This is a genomic window from Loktanella agnita, assembly GCF_046640325.1.
In the GTDB taxonomy this organism is placed as follows: domain Bacteria; phylum Pseudomonadota; class Alphaproteobacteria; order Rhodobacterales; family Rhodobacteraceae; genus Yoonia; species Yoonia agnita.
On the sequence record NZ_JBJMBF010000012.1, the window covers coordinates 51,166 to 64,737 of the forward strand.

Genomic DNA, 13,572 nt, shown 5'->3' on the forward strand with positions numbered 1-13,572 from the left:
CGCGGATGCGCGTTGGCTGGGCTGATTGGGCTCAGCGGCTGCGTCAAAGCGCCGCCGCCCCCTGCCCTGCCGCCGCTGCCGACACCGGCCCCGGTGAGCGTGGAACCACTTGAACCGCTTGTCGTGCCCCCCAGTCAGATCAGCAAGGATCTGTCTGTCTATTACCGACGCCTGCAAAACGACCTTCTGGTGCAGGGGTTGCTACGCGGCGATGGCGGCGGGGCAGACACGCCCTATACACAGGCAGAGCTGGCGCGGAACTTCGTGCGCATCGCGCTGTTCAATGAATACCGTGACGACAGCGATTTCCGCAGGCCACAGGCGACCGTGTCGCAGCTGCGCCGCTGGACCCAACCCATCCGCATGTCGGTGGAATTCGGCGCGACCGTACCGCTGCAACAGCGCGATCAGGACCGTGCCAGCGTCAGCGCCTATGCGGCCCGGCTGTCGCGCCTGTCGGGCATTCCGATCACGCTCACCGATGAAAACCCCAACTACCGGGTCCTGTTTCTGGGCGAAGACGACCGCCGCGCCTATGGCGAGCAGCTGCGCGCGCTGATCCCGTCGATCTCGGAACCCACCCTGCGCGCTTTCGTGAACCTGCCCCGCGACCAGCTTTGCGTGGTGATCGGCATGTTCGCCCCGGGCAAGTCCAGTTATGTGCAAGCCATCGCGATGATCCGGGCCGAACACCCTAACCTGATGCGCTCGGCCTGTATCCACGAAGAACTGGCTCAAGGGATGGGGCTGGCCAACGATAGCCCCGGCGCGCGACCGTCGATCTTCAACGACGACGAAGAATTCGCACGGCTGACAAGCCACGACGAACTGCTGATCCGCATGCTCTACGACCCCCGGCTCAAACCCGGCATGCCGCCAAACGAAGCCGCCCCGATTGCACGGGTGATCGCGCGGGATATTATGGCGCAGGGGGCGAGTTGATATTCCCCGACATTTGTTGGAACCATACTAATGGCCGACTACCAACCCCACAGCCTATTGGGAAGCTGCAATTCCACGCCTAACCTCGAAAGACATAGGGTCTGCCCTTCCGATCTGAGGCATACACCATGCAAATCGCCGCTTCCGTTCTTGTCGCATCCATGCAGGGTCAACGACACACATTCAGGAGCACCTTCAAACGTCAACTGAAGCGATCCGAGCCCAGTACGTTTCGCTGAAGAAATCACAGGTTTACCAGAGCCCGAGTTAAGCGCCTGATCGGTCGCCTGACCAACATCTTCATCCATTTGTGGTTTTGGCGTAACGCCAGTGAGAAGGTTCTCAAACATTTCTTCTGGCGATTGTGCAGGCTCTTCAAAGCGTGGATTCGACCGTACGTCATCCAACACGTCCTTTGGAAGGCCTTCTAACGCATTCCCATGATCAATGACATATTTTGCAGCGTGTAAGGTGCGGCCATCTGACAGTGTTATCGACCAACACCTGCCCTCAATTGCATCACCCGGATCGTCATCATCCTTCCGTGCCCAATTCAGCGACACATGATTATGAATTGCACCAACGAAACTCAGCTTTCGACCAACGAGTTTTTGCAAATGCGCGTCAAAATCTTGTACGTTCTTTTCGGAAAACTCCGGCACACCCAGCGCAATAAGCCTTTCAATTTCGGGGCTATGTTGAGGTGTAAGCCCAAGATCATTCATGTCGGCTGCATGTGTGGCCTCTGACAGGCGCGGGTATTGATCTTCGACGGTGTCTTCGTCGAACGGTTCTCCCAATGGCTCGGCCCTGCCGGTCCTGCTCACCTCAAGATCGCGCCCCAGTTTCGATTTATAAACATCACCAGCCACGTAACGAAAATCTTCAAATTCTCTGTCGCCAGATAGGTCGATATCGGCAAGACTTTCGGGGTAGGATAACGCACCTTCGTATACGGTCCGCCCTTTCGAAATCAACCAGTCGCAAAAATAGTCAAACCCATCGTCCGAGCAGCCACCATTAATCACATATGCTGCCCCCCAAAGATCCCACCGATAGGCCCGGTCAAGTAGCGTGTTATATATCGTCTTGAATGCGATAATATTTTCGGGTTCTTGCTTTTCAAGCGCTTCAGTCAGCAAAGCAACCTGCGTCTCTTGGTCATCTGATTTCGTCGTATGGATAATTTTCCAAAACTCATCTTCAATCATGGGCTTTCCTTCAAACCTACCGCTTTACAGCGACACTTGTCTGGTCAGTGACAACAGTCAATCTGATCGACAACAACCGGTCACCTTGTGCCGCGCAAAGTTTCATTTACGTGACACAGTCCTCACCTATAGATCTCGCATAATTCTTTGAAAATGCGTTCGAAACCGATATACCGCTCGCTCGGGCTGGCAGGCTAACAAAACGTATTTTCCGCAAGCAGATAGGGTCCAACAGGTGGATGACCTATCTATTGAAAACCGCTATAGGTTGGCGGATGATAGTGAACGGGGCATGACGCCCCTGCGCACGCAGGTAAGTACAAGGGCTGACAGATGGGTATTTTCGATTTTCTGACCGGTGAATTCATCGATGTCATTCACTGGACCGACGATACCCGCGACACGATGGTCTGGCGGTTCGAGCGCGAAGATCACGAGATCAAATATGGCGCCAAACTGACCGTCCGCGAAGGTCAGTCCGCTGTCTTTGTCCATGAAGGGCAGCTCGCCGATGTGTTCACCCCCGGTCTTTATATGCTTGAGACCAACAACATGCCGATCATGACGACCCTGCAACATTGGGATCATGGGTTTCAAAGCCCGTTCAAATCGGAAATCTATTTCGTCAACACAACCCGGTTCTCCAACCTTAAATGGGGCACCAAGAACCCGATCATGCTGCGCGATCCCGAATTCGGGCCGACCCGGCTGCGCGCCTTTGGCACCTATACGGTCAAAGTGGCCGATCCGGCGGTGTTTCTGCGTGAAATCGTCGGCACCGATGGTGAATTCACAATGGATGAGATCAGCTATCAGATCCGCAATATCATCGTGCAGGAATTTTCCCGCGTGATCGCCCAATCCGGCATCCCTGCGCTGGACATGGCCGCCAATACCGCCGATCTGGGCAAGCTGATCGCCGCAGCGATTGACACCACGATGCAGCAATACGGGCTGAGCATCCCAGAGCTTTATATCGAAAACATCAGCCTGCCCCCGGCGGTAGAGGCAGCGCTAGACAAGCGGACCTCAATGGGCCTCGCGGGTGATCTGGGCAAATTCACGCAGTATTCCGCAGCCGAGGCGATGACTGCCGCCGCGCAAAACCCCGCCGGGGGCGGCATGGCTGCTGGCCTTGGGGCCGGGATGGGCATGGCGATGGCCGGGCAGATGGGCCCTTGGGGCGCGCAGCCTCAACCCGCTGCCCCTGCCGCACCACCACCCCCGCCGCCCGTTGAACATGTCTGGCACATCGCCAAGGACGGGCAGACATCCGGCCCGTTTTCCAAGGCCGCGATGGGCCGCAAGGTGACAGAGGGCACGTTGAGCCGCGACAGCATGGTCTGGACGCAAGGGCAGGATGGCTGGATGCGGGCCGAGGATGTGACAGAGCTGGCGCAGCTCTTCACCGTGATGCCACCCCCCCCACCGCCGGGGATTTAAGCCAAGCCAGACATCTGGACCAAGATAGGACATCGCGTCGGACGACAGGCATTGCGCGCAGGGACGGATCGATCCGCTGCCGAGCAAGGGGCGTATCTAACAACAAAAGCGTTTCGATTTTAACTTGAGACATCAAGCATCACAAATCGCGTTCGACCGTTAGGGAGAGGCAGCCAATTGTGATTCAAGGATAAACCGAAACGCTGTAAGGGCACTAACTCCTCGCGCGGAAACGAGGACGCTCCCTGCGTCCGGCAATGCGCTATTCAGTAGCCGCCCCGCTTGCGCCGTTGCACATTGCCGCGCATATTTGCTTGAAAAGTGTACGACCGAAAAGAGCCCAATTTGACTGGTGCCGCACTGCGCATAAATGACTGCTTTGCCTTTGCACCAATCGAAATCAGTATGGCCAACTCATCGAGACTAAACGTTGGCCCCGCAAGGCGAAAAATCTGCCACCAATGCGTCTATAAATCGGCGGACGCGCGGTTCGAGAAATCTTTTATGCGGATAGATGGCAACGATTGGCACCTCCCCGCAATCTATGTTCGGCAAGACCTGCACGAGGCGTTCTGCACGCAATTCATCCTTCACCAAAGTCGCAGGTAGCAAAGCGATACCCATCCCAGCCAGGGCTGCCTCGCGCAGACCTTCAGCACTGTCCAAGCGCAAGGATACACGGCCTGACACATTGCCTAAAAAACTACTGGCATCCTGGAGGGACCAGACTTGTCGCTTCGCTACACTTGAAAATTGTAGAAGGTCATGGGTGCTCAATTGATCGATGTTTTGAGGAACATCGCGGCCCGTAAAATACTCGGGCGAAGCGCACAGCACAATTTTTTCCATTATTAGAGTTCTTGAAATCAACGAGGCATCCGGGGTTGTAACACCGACCCGAATTGCAAGATCAAAACCATCTTCGACGATACGGCTGACGGAGTCAGAAAAGCTGATTTCAAAGCGAACGTCCGGCCAGACCGTCTGAAATTTTTTTACGACCGGCAGCACCATGCGCCGTCCTAGAGCATCTGGCGCAGCGATCCGTAGTGTACCCTTGGGAGTGCCATCGGCGACATCCATTTGGGCATCGGCTTCGGCAATTGCCGCCTGAATGGCTTCGCCCTGAGCATACAGCCTTTGACCCGCTTCGGTCAGACTGACAGCACGGGTTGTGCGGTTAAGGAGGCGGGCACCGTACCTGTTTTCAAGCCGTGCCACTGCCTTTCCTGCGGTCGAGCGCGAAAGACCAAATGCGCGACCAGCAGTCGTGAAATTTCCAGTCTTGGCAACTGACATGAAAAGAAGAATGTCGTTTACTTTAGAGTCAGCCATATCTCTCCGAATGTCGAAAATTATTCGCCTGAGTTGTGAAAACTGTTCGCCATTAGTTCGGCATATCGTTTGGATATTCAAGTGCCAACAAGAGAGAGATAGAATGCAAACTTCACTTCAAAGAATGAATCCGGCGACACTGCCAGACGCAAGTAAGATCGGCTACTCTCAGATAAGCATCACAAATGCTGGCACTTTGGCTTTTGTTTCTGGTCAAGTTGCTCAGGCCGTAGACGGGTCTTCTGGCGCGCCGGAAGGGCTAGAGGCACAGACCAAGCAGGTCATCACCAACCTTTCAGAGGCATTAAGGGCCTTGGAGGCAAGCGCTCACGATATTGTTCAGTTGCGCATCTACGTCATGCATCTGGACGAACAAGCCATGGCCATCGCGATGCCTCTTATCGTCGCATTTCTTAACGGAGCAGAGCCCAGTCTTACCGGGATAGGTGTCGCCGCTCTGGCCGGGCCCGATTTGAAAATCGAGATCGAGATGATCGTACAGCTTCCAACCTGATGCGATCAAACGGCGCCAATATAGATCGCTTTGTACGCAAGCGGCTGAGCCGATGTCGACGCAAAAGAGAGCGGGCAGACCTTGGGAAAGTGCGCCCATAGGTCCGCTTCGTCCACATTACTTACCTTAGCATAGGATGCCGCCCCCGACCGACACGCTAAACCGATGCAGAGACAAATCTGTCGCAGCAAAACGCAAAAAGATCTGACGCATTTCTAAAACCCGCGAAACTTCTTGCCATCCCACGCCGTGCCTATGGCATGACCACCCCCATGCGATCCTTTTGGCAGAACACGCTCTGGCCCCGCCTGCCCCACCGGCGCAGCTGGCTGAAGGCCATGCATGGTGCGATGATCCCGCTGTTGATCTGGTTCATCGTGGTGACGCCTGACGATGTGGTCCCGCTCGGCCCGCGCGCATTTCAGTTCCATTCGATCCTTGCACTGGTGTTCGTGACGCTCTCGCTGATCTGGATGGCCGATCACATGCGGCGCGGGCTGGCCGGGCGGCCGGGACCCAAGCTGGGGCAACGCGCGCGGCGGCTGCATTACTGGCTGAACACGACCATAATCCTCGGGCTGTGGGGGGTGGCGTTGACTGGCTTCCTGCTGGGGCTGACGGCGAACCGGGTGCTGATGGCCGGGGGTTTTCTGCCTATTGCGCCAGCCTTGGATATGCCTGCCCTGAACCACCTCATTGGCCGGTTTCATGTTTATGAATTCTATCTGCTTGGCCTGATCGTCGTCCTGCATGCGGGGTTTCACATCTGGCGGCATATGGCCTTGCGCGACAATGCGCTGCGGATCATGGCCCCGCGCGTGCTGCATCGTTTTCTCTGACGCCAAGCATGGCGCAGCCCGCCCCGCATTGCTAATGATGTCCCATGCAGACACCGACGCCAGATCCCCCCGTTGCCGAACACCGCTTTCCCTGCGATGCCTGCGGGTCTGACCTGCGCTATGCGCCCGGCGACGCGCAGCTGGTCTGCGACCATTGCGGCAACACACAACCCATCGCAGGCGCCGGCCCGTGGGAGGGCGCGATCCGCGAGCTTGATTTCCGTGCAGCGGTCGAAAAACGGCTGGCGGATGAAGAAATCGAAGAAACCCGCGTCATCACCTGCCCCAATTGCGGCGCGCAGACCGAATATGACAGCGACACCCATGCCGCCGAATGCCCGTTTTGCGCCACGCCGGTGGTCACCGATACCGGCACGCACCGGCATATCAAACCGCGCGGGCTGCTGCCCTTTGGGCTGGACGAAGCACAGGCACGCACGGCGCTGACCGATTGGTTGGGCAGCCTGTGGTTCGCCCCCAACGGGCTGACCGAATATGCGCGCAAAGGGCGCAAGATGAACGGGATCTATGTGCCCTATTGGACCTTCGATGCTGACACCAAAAGCAGCTACACCGGCCAGCGCGGCACCCATTATTACGAAAGCCGCACCGTCATGCGGGATGGCAAACGCAAGACCGTGCGCGTGCGCAAAACCCGCTGGCGCGGTGTATCGGGCCGGGTGGCGCGGTTCTTTGACGATGTGCTGGTGCTCGCCTCGCGCTCACTGCCCAAGAAATACACCGACGGGCTGGAACCTTGGGATCTCTCCGCTTTGGAGCCTTACAAACCCGAATACCTCGCCGGATTCCGGGCCGAAGGTTATCAGGTCGAACTGACCGATGGCTATCAAGAGGCGCGCAACTATATGGACCGGATGATCCGGCGCGATGTGAAATATGACATCGGCGGCGATGATCAGCGGATCAGCACGGTTGAGACCGCCGTCAGCGATGTGACCTTTAAGCATATCCTGCTGCCGGTCTGGCTGGCCGCCTATAAATACCGGGGCAAGACCTATCGCTTTGTCGTCAACGGGCGCACAGGCCGGGTGCAGGGCGAGCGGCCTTATTCCGCGTGGAAGATCGCCTTTGCCGTCATACTTGGCCTGATCGCTGCCGGTATCGCCGGATATTTCTACGCCATCACACAATAGGTTCAGCATGTTGCATCTGCATTATCTCGACAATTCACGCGCCCACCGCATACTGTGGCTGCTGGAAGAGCTGGGCGCAGCTTACGAGGTGACCGTCTATCAGCGTGGCCCTGACATGCGCGCGCCCGAGGCGCTGCAAGCGCTCCACCCGCTAGGCAAATCGCCGCTATTGCAGGATGGTGACCGGATCCTGGCCGAAAGCGGGGCGATTGCAGAATATCTGCTGGATCACTATGGCGCTGGCAGCGGGCTGCGTCCCGCTCCGGGGTCAGAGGCGGCCCTGCGACAAACCTACTGGCTGCACTATGCCGAAGGTTCGGCCATGCCGCTGTTATTTGCCAAACTGCTCTTTGCGCAGGTCCCGCCACGGCTGCCCTTTCCCTTACGCCCCTTGGGCCGGATGATCGTAAACGGTGTGAACAAGGCCCTTCTGGGCCCGGAACTGCGCCGCCACGCCGCCTATTGGGAGGCAGAGCTGACCCGCGACGGCTGGTTCGCCGGAACAGATTTCAGCGTGGCCGACATCATGATGAGCTTCCCGATTGAGGCAGGATTAGACCGCATCCCGGTCACCCCCGCGCCCCCGGCGCTGGCCCGCTATCTGGCCGCCATCCGCGCGCGCCCAGCCTATCAACGCGCCCTCGCAAGTGGGGGCCGCTACCGATACAGCGGTTCGCATGATTGATCGCGCCCGCCGCACCGGGTAAGAGACGCAAAACCGACAAGAGGACCCGACCATGATCCTGTGCTGCGGCGAAGCCCTGATTGACATGCTGCCCCGACAGACCACCGACGGCGGCAATGCCTTTGCCCCCCATGCGGGCGGCTCGGTCTTCAATACTGCGATTGCCCTTGGGCGGCTCGGCGCGCCGGTCCGGTTCTTTTCGGGTCTGTCCTCGGACCTGTTCGGCGACATTCTGCGGGACGAATTGGCACGCTCGGGCGTGGATAGCAGCCCGGCGGCCATCGCGGACCGGCCCACGACGCTGGCCTTTGTCACCCTGACTGACGGCCATGCCTCTTATGCGTTCTACGACGAAAACACGGCGGGCCGGATGCTGGACAGTGATGACCTGCCGCAGACGCAGGCCGACGCGCTGTTTTTCGGCGGGATCAGCCTGATGGTCGAAACTTGCGGCGCGGCTTATGAGGCGCTGATGCTGCGCGAGGCAGGAAAGCGGGTGACGATGATCGACCCCAATATCCGGCCCTCCTTCATCCGCGATGAAGCCGCCTATCGTGCCCGGCTGGGCCGGATGCTGGCAGTAGCAGATATCGTGAAGACCTCGGACGAGGATCTGGACTGGATCACCGGCGGCACGGATGCGGCGGCGCTGCTAGACACGGGCGCGCGGGTCGTGCTGCTGACGCGCGGGGCCGAGGGCGTGACGATTGTGACCCGTGACGGGGCGGTCGATGTTCCCGCAGTCAAGGCGCAGGTGGTCGATACGGTCGGCGCGGGCGATACGTTCAGCGCGGGCTTTCTGGCGCAGATGCAGGCCGACGGGTTGCTGACAAAAGAGGCGCTGCCCGGCGCGACATTGGAACAGTTGGCCACTGCCGCCCGGTTCGGGGCGAAGGTTGCCGCGATCACCGTCAGCCGAGCGGGCGCCAACCCGCCTTGGGCCTCCGAATTGTGAGGGCGCTGATCCAACGTGTCACCCGCGCCGATGTGGTTGTGGATGGTGCAACTATCGGCGAAATCGGCCCCGGCCTGCTTATCCTTGTTTGCGCCATGGCAGGCGACGATGCGGCCAAATCCGCCGCACTCGCCGTCAAGATCAGCAAGCTGCGCATCTTTGCCGATGACACAGGCAAGATGAATAAATCCTTGCTGGATAGCGGGGGTGCGGCGCTGATCGTCAGCCAGTTCACACTTGCCGCCGATACGTCACGGGGCAACCGGCCAGGGTTTTCTCAGGCGGCCCCACCGGATGTAGGGCGCGCACTGTACGAAGCGTTCATTGCCGATATGGGCGCGCTGGGGATCAAGACGGCAACCGGGTCCTTTGGGGCTGATATGGCTGTCAGCCTGACAAATGACGGACCGGTCACGATCTCGCTCGACGTATAGGGTAGGTCAAGACCCACCTTACGGCGCGGTAATGTTCCACAGGCCAACAGCGTAAGCTGGGTTTCACCCCACCGCCCCTAAAGCCCGCCGCAGGCGCCCCCCGATAAGGCTCAACCCAAACAGCATCACAGCCACGCAAATGATCGATGGCCCCACCTGCGTGTCGAACAGAACCGCGGCCCGCAGCCCGGCAAAGGCCGACAGTACACCGATTCCTGTGGCATAAAGCGCCATCCGTTCAGGCGTCTGCGCCAGCCCACGCGCCGTGGCGGCGGGAACGATCAGCAACGCGGTGATCAGCAGTGCGCCAACCACTTTGATCGCGACGGCAACCACCGCTGCCATCATCAATGTCAAAACCAGCTCTTCGCGGCGCGGATTGATCCCTGCCGCATAGGCCAGATCAGGGCTAAGCGTGGCGGTCAGCAGCGCCGACCAATGCCAGCAAAGCACCCCGACGACCAGCGCTCCGCCGCCCCAGATCACCGCCAGATCGGTCCGGGTCACGGTCAGCACGTCACCAAACAGATAGGCATCAATATCAATGCGCTGCCCGGGAATGACCGTGACCGCAAGCAGCCCCAAAGCCAATGCGCCATGTGACAACACGCCCAACATCGTATCGACACTATGGCCCCGGCCGCTCAGCCCGTGGATCAGCACCGCCATAGCCAGCGCCACAACCGCCACGCCCAGCGTGATCGCGGTGCCAAACAGCAATGCCAGCGCAACCCCCAGCACGGCGGCATGGGCCGTCGCATCACCAAAATAGGCCATCCGTCGCCATACGACAAAACAGCCCAGAAACCCGGCGGACACAGCCGTACCAATCGCCGCCAGCATCGCGCGGATCATGAAATCATCCAGCATTATTCTGCGGCCTCGTGATGGTGGTCATGGCCGTGATCGTGATCATGCCGGTAAAGCGCCAGCGCTCCGCCGGTGCCTGTGCCGAAAAGTTCACGATAGGCGGGCGCGGCAGAGACGACCTCTGGCGTGCCTTCGCAACAGACATGACCATTCAGGCAAATCACCCTGTCCGAGGCGCTCATTACCACATGCAATTCATGGCTGACCATCAGGACTGCACAGCCCAAATCCCGGCGCACGGCCTCGATCTGCCGATAGAACGCCGCCGAACCGGGCTGGTCCAGCCCCTGTGTCGCCTCGTCCAGCATCAAAATATGCGGACGCGCAAGGATCGCACGGGCCAACAGGACCCGTTGAAACTGCCCGCCTGACAATTGCGACATCTGCCGCCCGGCAACACCGGGCACACCTGCCGCACGCAGCGCAGCCGCCGCCGCATCGGGCGCGACCGCATGGGGCAGGTTCAAAAACCGCTCAACCGTCATTGGCAGGGTCGGGTCGATATGCAGCTTTTGCGGCACATACCCGATGCGCAGGCCCGATTGGCGGGTCACACTGCCCTTTTGTGTCTTCAGCGCGCCGATCAGAACCCGCAACAGGGTCGATTTGCCAGACCCGTTCGGGCCGACAATCGTCACGATCTCGCCCGGTGCCACGCTCAGGCTAACCCCTTGCAAGACCCGGTGCCCCCCGTGCGAGAAATCAATCCCCCGCGCGTCGATCAGATTCATGCTGCATCCTCGGGCTGACACGCCGGGCAAAGCCCCTCGGCCTCTATCACCGTCTGTTCGACCCGGAATCCTGTCTGCGCAGCCGAGCGATCCAATGCCGCATCGGCCTCTGCCTCGGCCACTTTGCCGCAGCTGCGGCAGATCATGAATGCAGGGTCATGCGCCGCACCGGGATGGGCGCAGGCGACAAAGGCATTCAACCGCTCAATCCGATGCACAAAGCCCTGCTCGACCAGAAACGTCAGGGCACGATAAGCGATCGGCGGCTTTGACCCCAGCCCTTCGGCATCCAAACGGGCGAGCACATCATAGGCCCCCATCGCCGCATGGTTTTCCAACAGGATCTCCAAAACGCGGCGTCGCAGAGGTGTGAACTGGACCTTGCGCGCACGGCACGCGTCCTGCGCAGCGACAAGCGCATCCTGCACACAAGAGCTATGGTCATGTGCTGTGAAACCGAGCGTATCGGACATTTTATCGGCCTTGTTATGTTATAACGTTCAAATTATATCGGCCCTGTTATTTGAACACAAGGACCGAATCATGCGCCGTTCTCTCGCTCTGCTCTCGTTACTGCCCTCTGCCGCTCTGGCCGATGTGCCGCGCGTGATAACCGATATCGCCCCGATCCACAGCCTGACCACGCAGGTCATGGGGGAACTGGGGACGCCGGATCTGCTGCTGCCCCCCGGAGCTGACCCGCATGATTTCGCCCTGCGCCCCAGCGAAGCGGCCAGTCTTTCAAAGGCAGACCTTGTGATCTGGGTCGGCCACGGTCTGACCCCTTGGCTGGAAGAGCCGCTGGAAACACTTGCCCCGCAAGCCAGTCACCTAAGCCTGCTGGAAAGTGAAGCCTGGGACAAACTGCCGATCCGGGAGGCAGGCCATCACGATGATGATCATGACACCCATGATGACCACGACGAGGATGGCGATCATGATCACGAAGAGGCGCATGATGATCACGACGGCCACGCGGATCATGACGATCACGATCATGAAGATGACCATGCGGATCACGCAGAGCACGGCGATGGCGACCATGAAGAAGACCAAGGGGACCATGACGCGCACGCCCATGATCATCATGATCACGGCGATTTCGACCCGCATGCATGGCTTGACCCATCCATCGCGCAGGTCTGGGTAGAGGTCATCGCCGATAATCTTGCCTCCGCCGACCCTGAAAACGCCGACATCTATGCGCAGAATGCCGAGCGTGCGATTGCGGACCTGCAAGCGCTGGAACAGGAATTGACTACCAAGCTCGATGGCCTGTCAGGTAACTACATCCTACCGCATGACGGCTACCAGTATTTCGAAACCCACTTCGGGCTGGAAGCACAGGCATCCATCGCAGGGATTGACGCGCGCGATCCCGGCCCGGCCCAAGTGGCAGCCCTGCAAGATCGGATGGCAGATGAACACATCACCTGCGTCTTCAGCGATGCGCAAATTGGGGCCCGTTGGGCAACACTCGTGATCGAAGGCACCGACGCGCGCACCGCTGAACTGGATGGTGTGGGCAACGGGTTGGACGCCGGTGCTGAACTCTACGGTCAGACGCTGCGCCGACTGGGCGACGCCTTTGCAGATTGCCTCGGCTAAATCTGAAATCTTGTGCCAAGGCGGTGGACCACCGCCGCCTTGCGCGCCCCTCAGATCATCGCGGGAACCCGCGACGACGCGTCAGATCAGGCTTTGCGATCGCAGCCAGCCGGGAATATCGGCGATGCTCGGCACCACGATATCGGCCATCGGGGCCAGTTCCTCCGACGGGGCCGGGCCGGTCAGAACGCCGATTGTCATCATCTCGGCAGCGCGACCCGCATGCAGATCATGCAGGCTGTCACCCACCATCGCGCAGGCCCCCGGATGCAAGCCGGTCTGGCGGCAAAAGGCATCCAGCTGGCCCGTACCCGGCTTCGCCCCGTGACCGCTGTCATAGCCAGCAACAAAACCGAAATAATCGCTGATATCAGCACGCTGCAAATGCTCCCTGGCAGAGCTTTCGGCGTCATTCGTCGCGATCCCAAGGGTCAGCCCGATCGCGCGCAAGCCACTGAAATAAGGCACCAGCGGGGTTGCCGAGATCTGCGCCACCCCGGTGGCGGCGGCATTCATCCGGGCGATCAGCGCATCCTTGTCATCATCCAGAACCTGTAGCATCGCCTCGGCGGTTTCTTCGACCGTGGCGGCGATCACAACGCTGTGGGGGTGAAACCGCTCTGCCACCGGATCATACCCCATAACATCAGCCAGCGCGCTGAAACGGACTGGATCATCGCCCACCTCTGTGGCCAGCATCTGCTTGGTCCAGGCACCCCAAGTGGCGTTGAAATCGAACAGCGTGCCGTCCTTGTCGAAGACAATTCCCTTGATCACGAAACAGCCACCTTTTTCATTGTCGATATTTTTGCAGGGCCGGTGTCGGGCGGAAACGAATGGGTGTCAACGTC

15 protein-coding genes are annotated in these 13,572 nt (G+C 59.4%); 9 read left to right on the plus strand and 6 right to left on the minus strand.

Features of this window, described 5'->3' with window-relative positions; translation table 11 throughout:
• Window positions 1-12: 12 nt before the first annotated feature.
• On the plus strand, window positions 13-942 hold the full coding sequence (locus ACJ5NV_RS14170) for a DUF2927 domain-containing protein (RefSeq protein WP_411644710.1): 930 nt from the start codon (window positions 13-15) through the stop codon (window positions 940-942).
• A gap of 38 nt (window positions 943-980) precedes the next feature.
• Here the strand turns inward: ACJ5NV_RS14170 and ACJ5NV_RS14175 are convergent, their stop codons facing one another.
• Window positions 981-2,153: a DUF4240 domain-containing protein gene (locus tag ACJ5NV_RS14175; protein ID WP_411644711.1), complete on the minus strand. Its 1,173-nt coding sequence runs from the start codon at window positions 2,151-2,153 to the stop codon at window positions 981-983.
• 333 nt (window positions 2,154-2,486) lie between these two features.
• Here ACJ5NV_RS14175 and ACJ5NV_RS14180 point away from each other — a divergent pair, with 333 nt between their 5' ends.
• Window positions 2,487-3,596: an SPFH domain-containing protein gene (locus ACJ5NV_RS14180; RefSeq protein WP_411644712.1), complete on the plus strand. Its 1,110-nt coding sequence runs from the start codon at window positions 2,487-2,489 to the stop codon at window positions 3,594-3,596.
• Window positions 3,597-4,019: 423 nt separating this feature from the next.
• Here ACJ5NV_RS14180 and ACJ5NV_RS14185 read toward each other — a convergent pair whose 3' ends face one another.
• Window positions 4,020-4,931 (minus strand): LysR family transcriptional regulator, encoded by a 912-nt coding sequence (locus ACJ5NV_RS14185; RefSeq protein ID WP_411644713.1) that lies wholly within the window; start codon window positions 4,929-4,931, stop codon window positions 4,020-4,022.
• A gap of 103 nt (window positions 4,932-5,034) precedes the next feature.
• Between ACJ5NV_RS14185 and ACJ5NV_RS14190 the strand changes: the two genes are divergently transcribed.
• The 6 genes from ACJ5NV_RS14190 to dtd all read left to right on the plus strand — a co-directional run bounded on the left by ACJ5NV_RS14190 (window position 5,035) and on the right by dtd (window position 9,512).
• Complete coding sequence (locus ACJ5NV_RS14190; protein WP_411644714.1) at window positions 5,035-5,445, plus strand: RidA family protein; 411 nt, start codon at window positions 5,035-5,037, stop codon at window positions 5,443-5,445.
• 272 nt (window positions 5,446-5,717) lie between these two features.
• Window positions 5,718-6,284: a cytochrome B gene (locus tag ACJ5NV_RS14195; protein ID WP_411644716.1), complete on the plus strand. Its 567-nt coding sequence runs from the start codon at window positions 5,718-5,720 to the stop codon at window positions 6,282-6,284.
• Between the two features lie 44 nt (window positions 6,285-6,328).
• Window positions 6,329-7,438, plus strand: a complete 1,110-nt coding sequence (locus ACJ5NV_RS14200; RefSeq protein ID WP_411644718.1) for a primosomal protein N' (replication factor Y) - superfamily II helicase — start codon at window positions 6,329-6,331, stop codon at window positions 7,436-7,438.
• Window positions 7,439-7,445: 7 nt separating this feature from the next.
• Window positions 7,446-8,123: a glutathione S-transferase family protein gene (locus ACJ5NV_RS14205; protein ID WP_411644720.1), complete on the plus strand. Its 678-nt coding sequence runs from the start codon at window positions 7,446-7,448 to the stop codon at window positions 8,121-8,123.
• Between the two features lie 52 nt (window positions 8,124-8,175).
• Window positions 8,176-9,078: a carbohydrate kinase family protein gene (locus ACJ5NV_RS14210; protein ID WP_411644721.1), complete on the plus strand. Its 903-nt coding sequence runs from the start codon at window positions 8,176-8,178 to the stop codon at window positions 9,076-9,078.
• Entirely contained in the window at window positions 9,075-9,512 is a 438-nt protein-coding gene (gene dtd, locus ACJ5NV_RS14215; RefSeq protein ID WP_411644723.1) for a D-aminoacyl-tRNA deacylase, read from the plus strand. The genes ACJ5NV_RS14210 and dtd overlap by 4 nt, the downstream gene beginning before the upstream one ends.
• A 63-nt stretch (window positions 9,513-9,575) precedes the next feature.
• Here dtd and ACJ5NV_RS14220 read toward each other — a convergent pair whose 3' ends face one another.
• From ACJ5NV_RS14220 to ACJ5NV_RS14230, 3 genes are read right to left on the minus strand one after another with little or no spacing between them, the layout of a single operon-like run.
• Complete coding sequence (locus ACJ5NV_RS14220) at window positions 9,576-10,382, minus strand: metal ABC transporter permease (RefSeq protein WP_411644725.1); 807 nt, start codon at window positions 10,380-10,382, stop codon at window positions 9,576-9,578.
• Window positions 10,382-11,113 carry an ATP-binding cassette domain-containing protein gene (locus ACJ5NV_RS14225; RefSeq protein ID WP_411644727.1) on the minus strand — a complete coding sequence of 244 codons (732 nt, stop codon included), beginning with the start codon at window positions 11,111-11,113 and terminating at the stop codon, window positions 10,382-10,384. Before ACJ5NV_RS14225 ends, ACJ5NV_RS14220 begins: the two co-directional genes overlap by 1 nt.
• Entirely contained in the window at window positions 11,110-11,586 is a 477-nt protein-coding gene (locus ACJ5NV_RS14230; RefSeq protein WP_411644729.1) for a transcriptional repressor, read from the minus strand. Before ACJ5NV_RS14230 ends, ACJ5NV_RS14225 begins: the two co-directional genes overlap by 4 nt.
• 70 nt (window positions 11,587-11,656) lie before the next feature.
• Between ACJ5NV_RS14230 and ACJ5NV_RS14235 the strand changes: the two genes are divergently transcribed.
• Window positions 11,657-12,721: a zinc ABC transporter substrate-binding protein gene (locus tag ACJ5NV_RS14235; protein WP_411644731.1), complete on the plus strand. Its 1,065-nt coding sequence runs from the start codon at window positions 11,657-11,659 to the stop codon at window positions 12,719-12,721.
• An 81-nt stretch (window positions 12,722-12,802) separates the two neighbouring features.
• Here ACJ5NV_RS14235 and ACJ5NV_RS14240 read toward each other — a convergent pair whose 3' ends face one another.
• Entirely contained in the window at window positions 12,803-13,498 is a 696-nt protein-coding gene (locus tag ACJ5NV_RS14240; RefSeq protein WP_411644733.1) for an HAD family hydrolase, read from the minus strand.
• Window positions 13,499-13,572 lie beyond the last annotated feature (74 nt).

Excerpts from the sequence above, each read along its gene's own strand:
- ACJ5NV_RS14205 (WP_411644720.1), top strand. The coding sequence starts at position 7,446 with ATGTTGCATCTGCATTATCTCGACAATTCACGCGCCCACCGCATACTG.
- ACJ5NV_RS14200 (WP_411644718.1), top strand. The coding sequence starts at position 6,329 with ATGCAGACACCGACGCCAGATCCCCCCGTTGCCGAACACCGCTTTCCC.
- ACJ5NV_RS14175 (WP_411644711.1), bottom strand. The coding sequence starts at position 2,153 with ATGATTGAAGATGAGTTTTGGAAAATTATCCATACGACGAAATCAGAT.
- ACJ5NV_RS14185 (WP_411644713.1), bottom strand. The coding sequence starts at position 4,931 with ATGGCTGACTCTAAAGTAAACGACATTCTTCTTTTCATGTCAGTTGCC.
- ACJ5NV_RS14190 (WP_411644714.1), top strand. The coding sequence starts at position 5,035 with ATGCAAACTTCACTTCAAAGAATGAATCCGGCGACACTGCCAGACGCA.
- ACJ5NV_RS14225 (WP_411644727.1), bottom strand. The coding sequence starts at position 11,113 with ATGAATCTGATCGACGCGCGGGGGATTGATTTCTCGCACGGGGGGCAC.
- ACJ5NV_RS14195 (WP_411644716.1), top strand. The coding sequence starts at position 5,718 with ATGCGATCCTTTTGGCAGAACACGCTCTGGCCCCGCCTGCCCCACCGG.
- ACJ5NV_RS14230 (WP_411644729.1), bottom strand. The coding sequence starts at position 11,586 with ATGTCCGATACGCTCGGTTTCACAGCACATGACCATAGCTCTTGTGTG.
- ACJ5NV_RS14210 (WP_411644721.1), top strand. The coding sequence starts at position 8,176 with ATGATCCTGTGCTGCGGCGAAGCCCTGATTGACATGCTGCCCCGACAG.
- ACJ5NV_RS14235 (WP_411644731.1), top strand. The coding sequence starts at position 11,657 with ATGCGCCGTTCTCTCGCTCTGCTCTCGTTACTGCCCTCTGCCGCTCTG.
- ACJ5NV_RS14220 (WP_411644725.1), bottom strand. The coding sequence starts at position 10,382 with ATGCTGGATGATTTCATGATCCGCGCGATGCTGGCGGCGATTGGTACG.
- ACJ5NV_RS14180 (WP_411644712.1), top strand. The coding sequence starts at position 2,487 with ATGGGTATTTTCGATTTTCTGACCGGTGAATTCATCGATGTCATTCAC.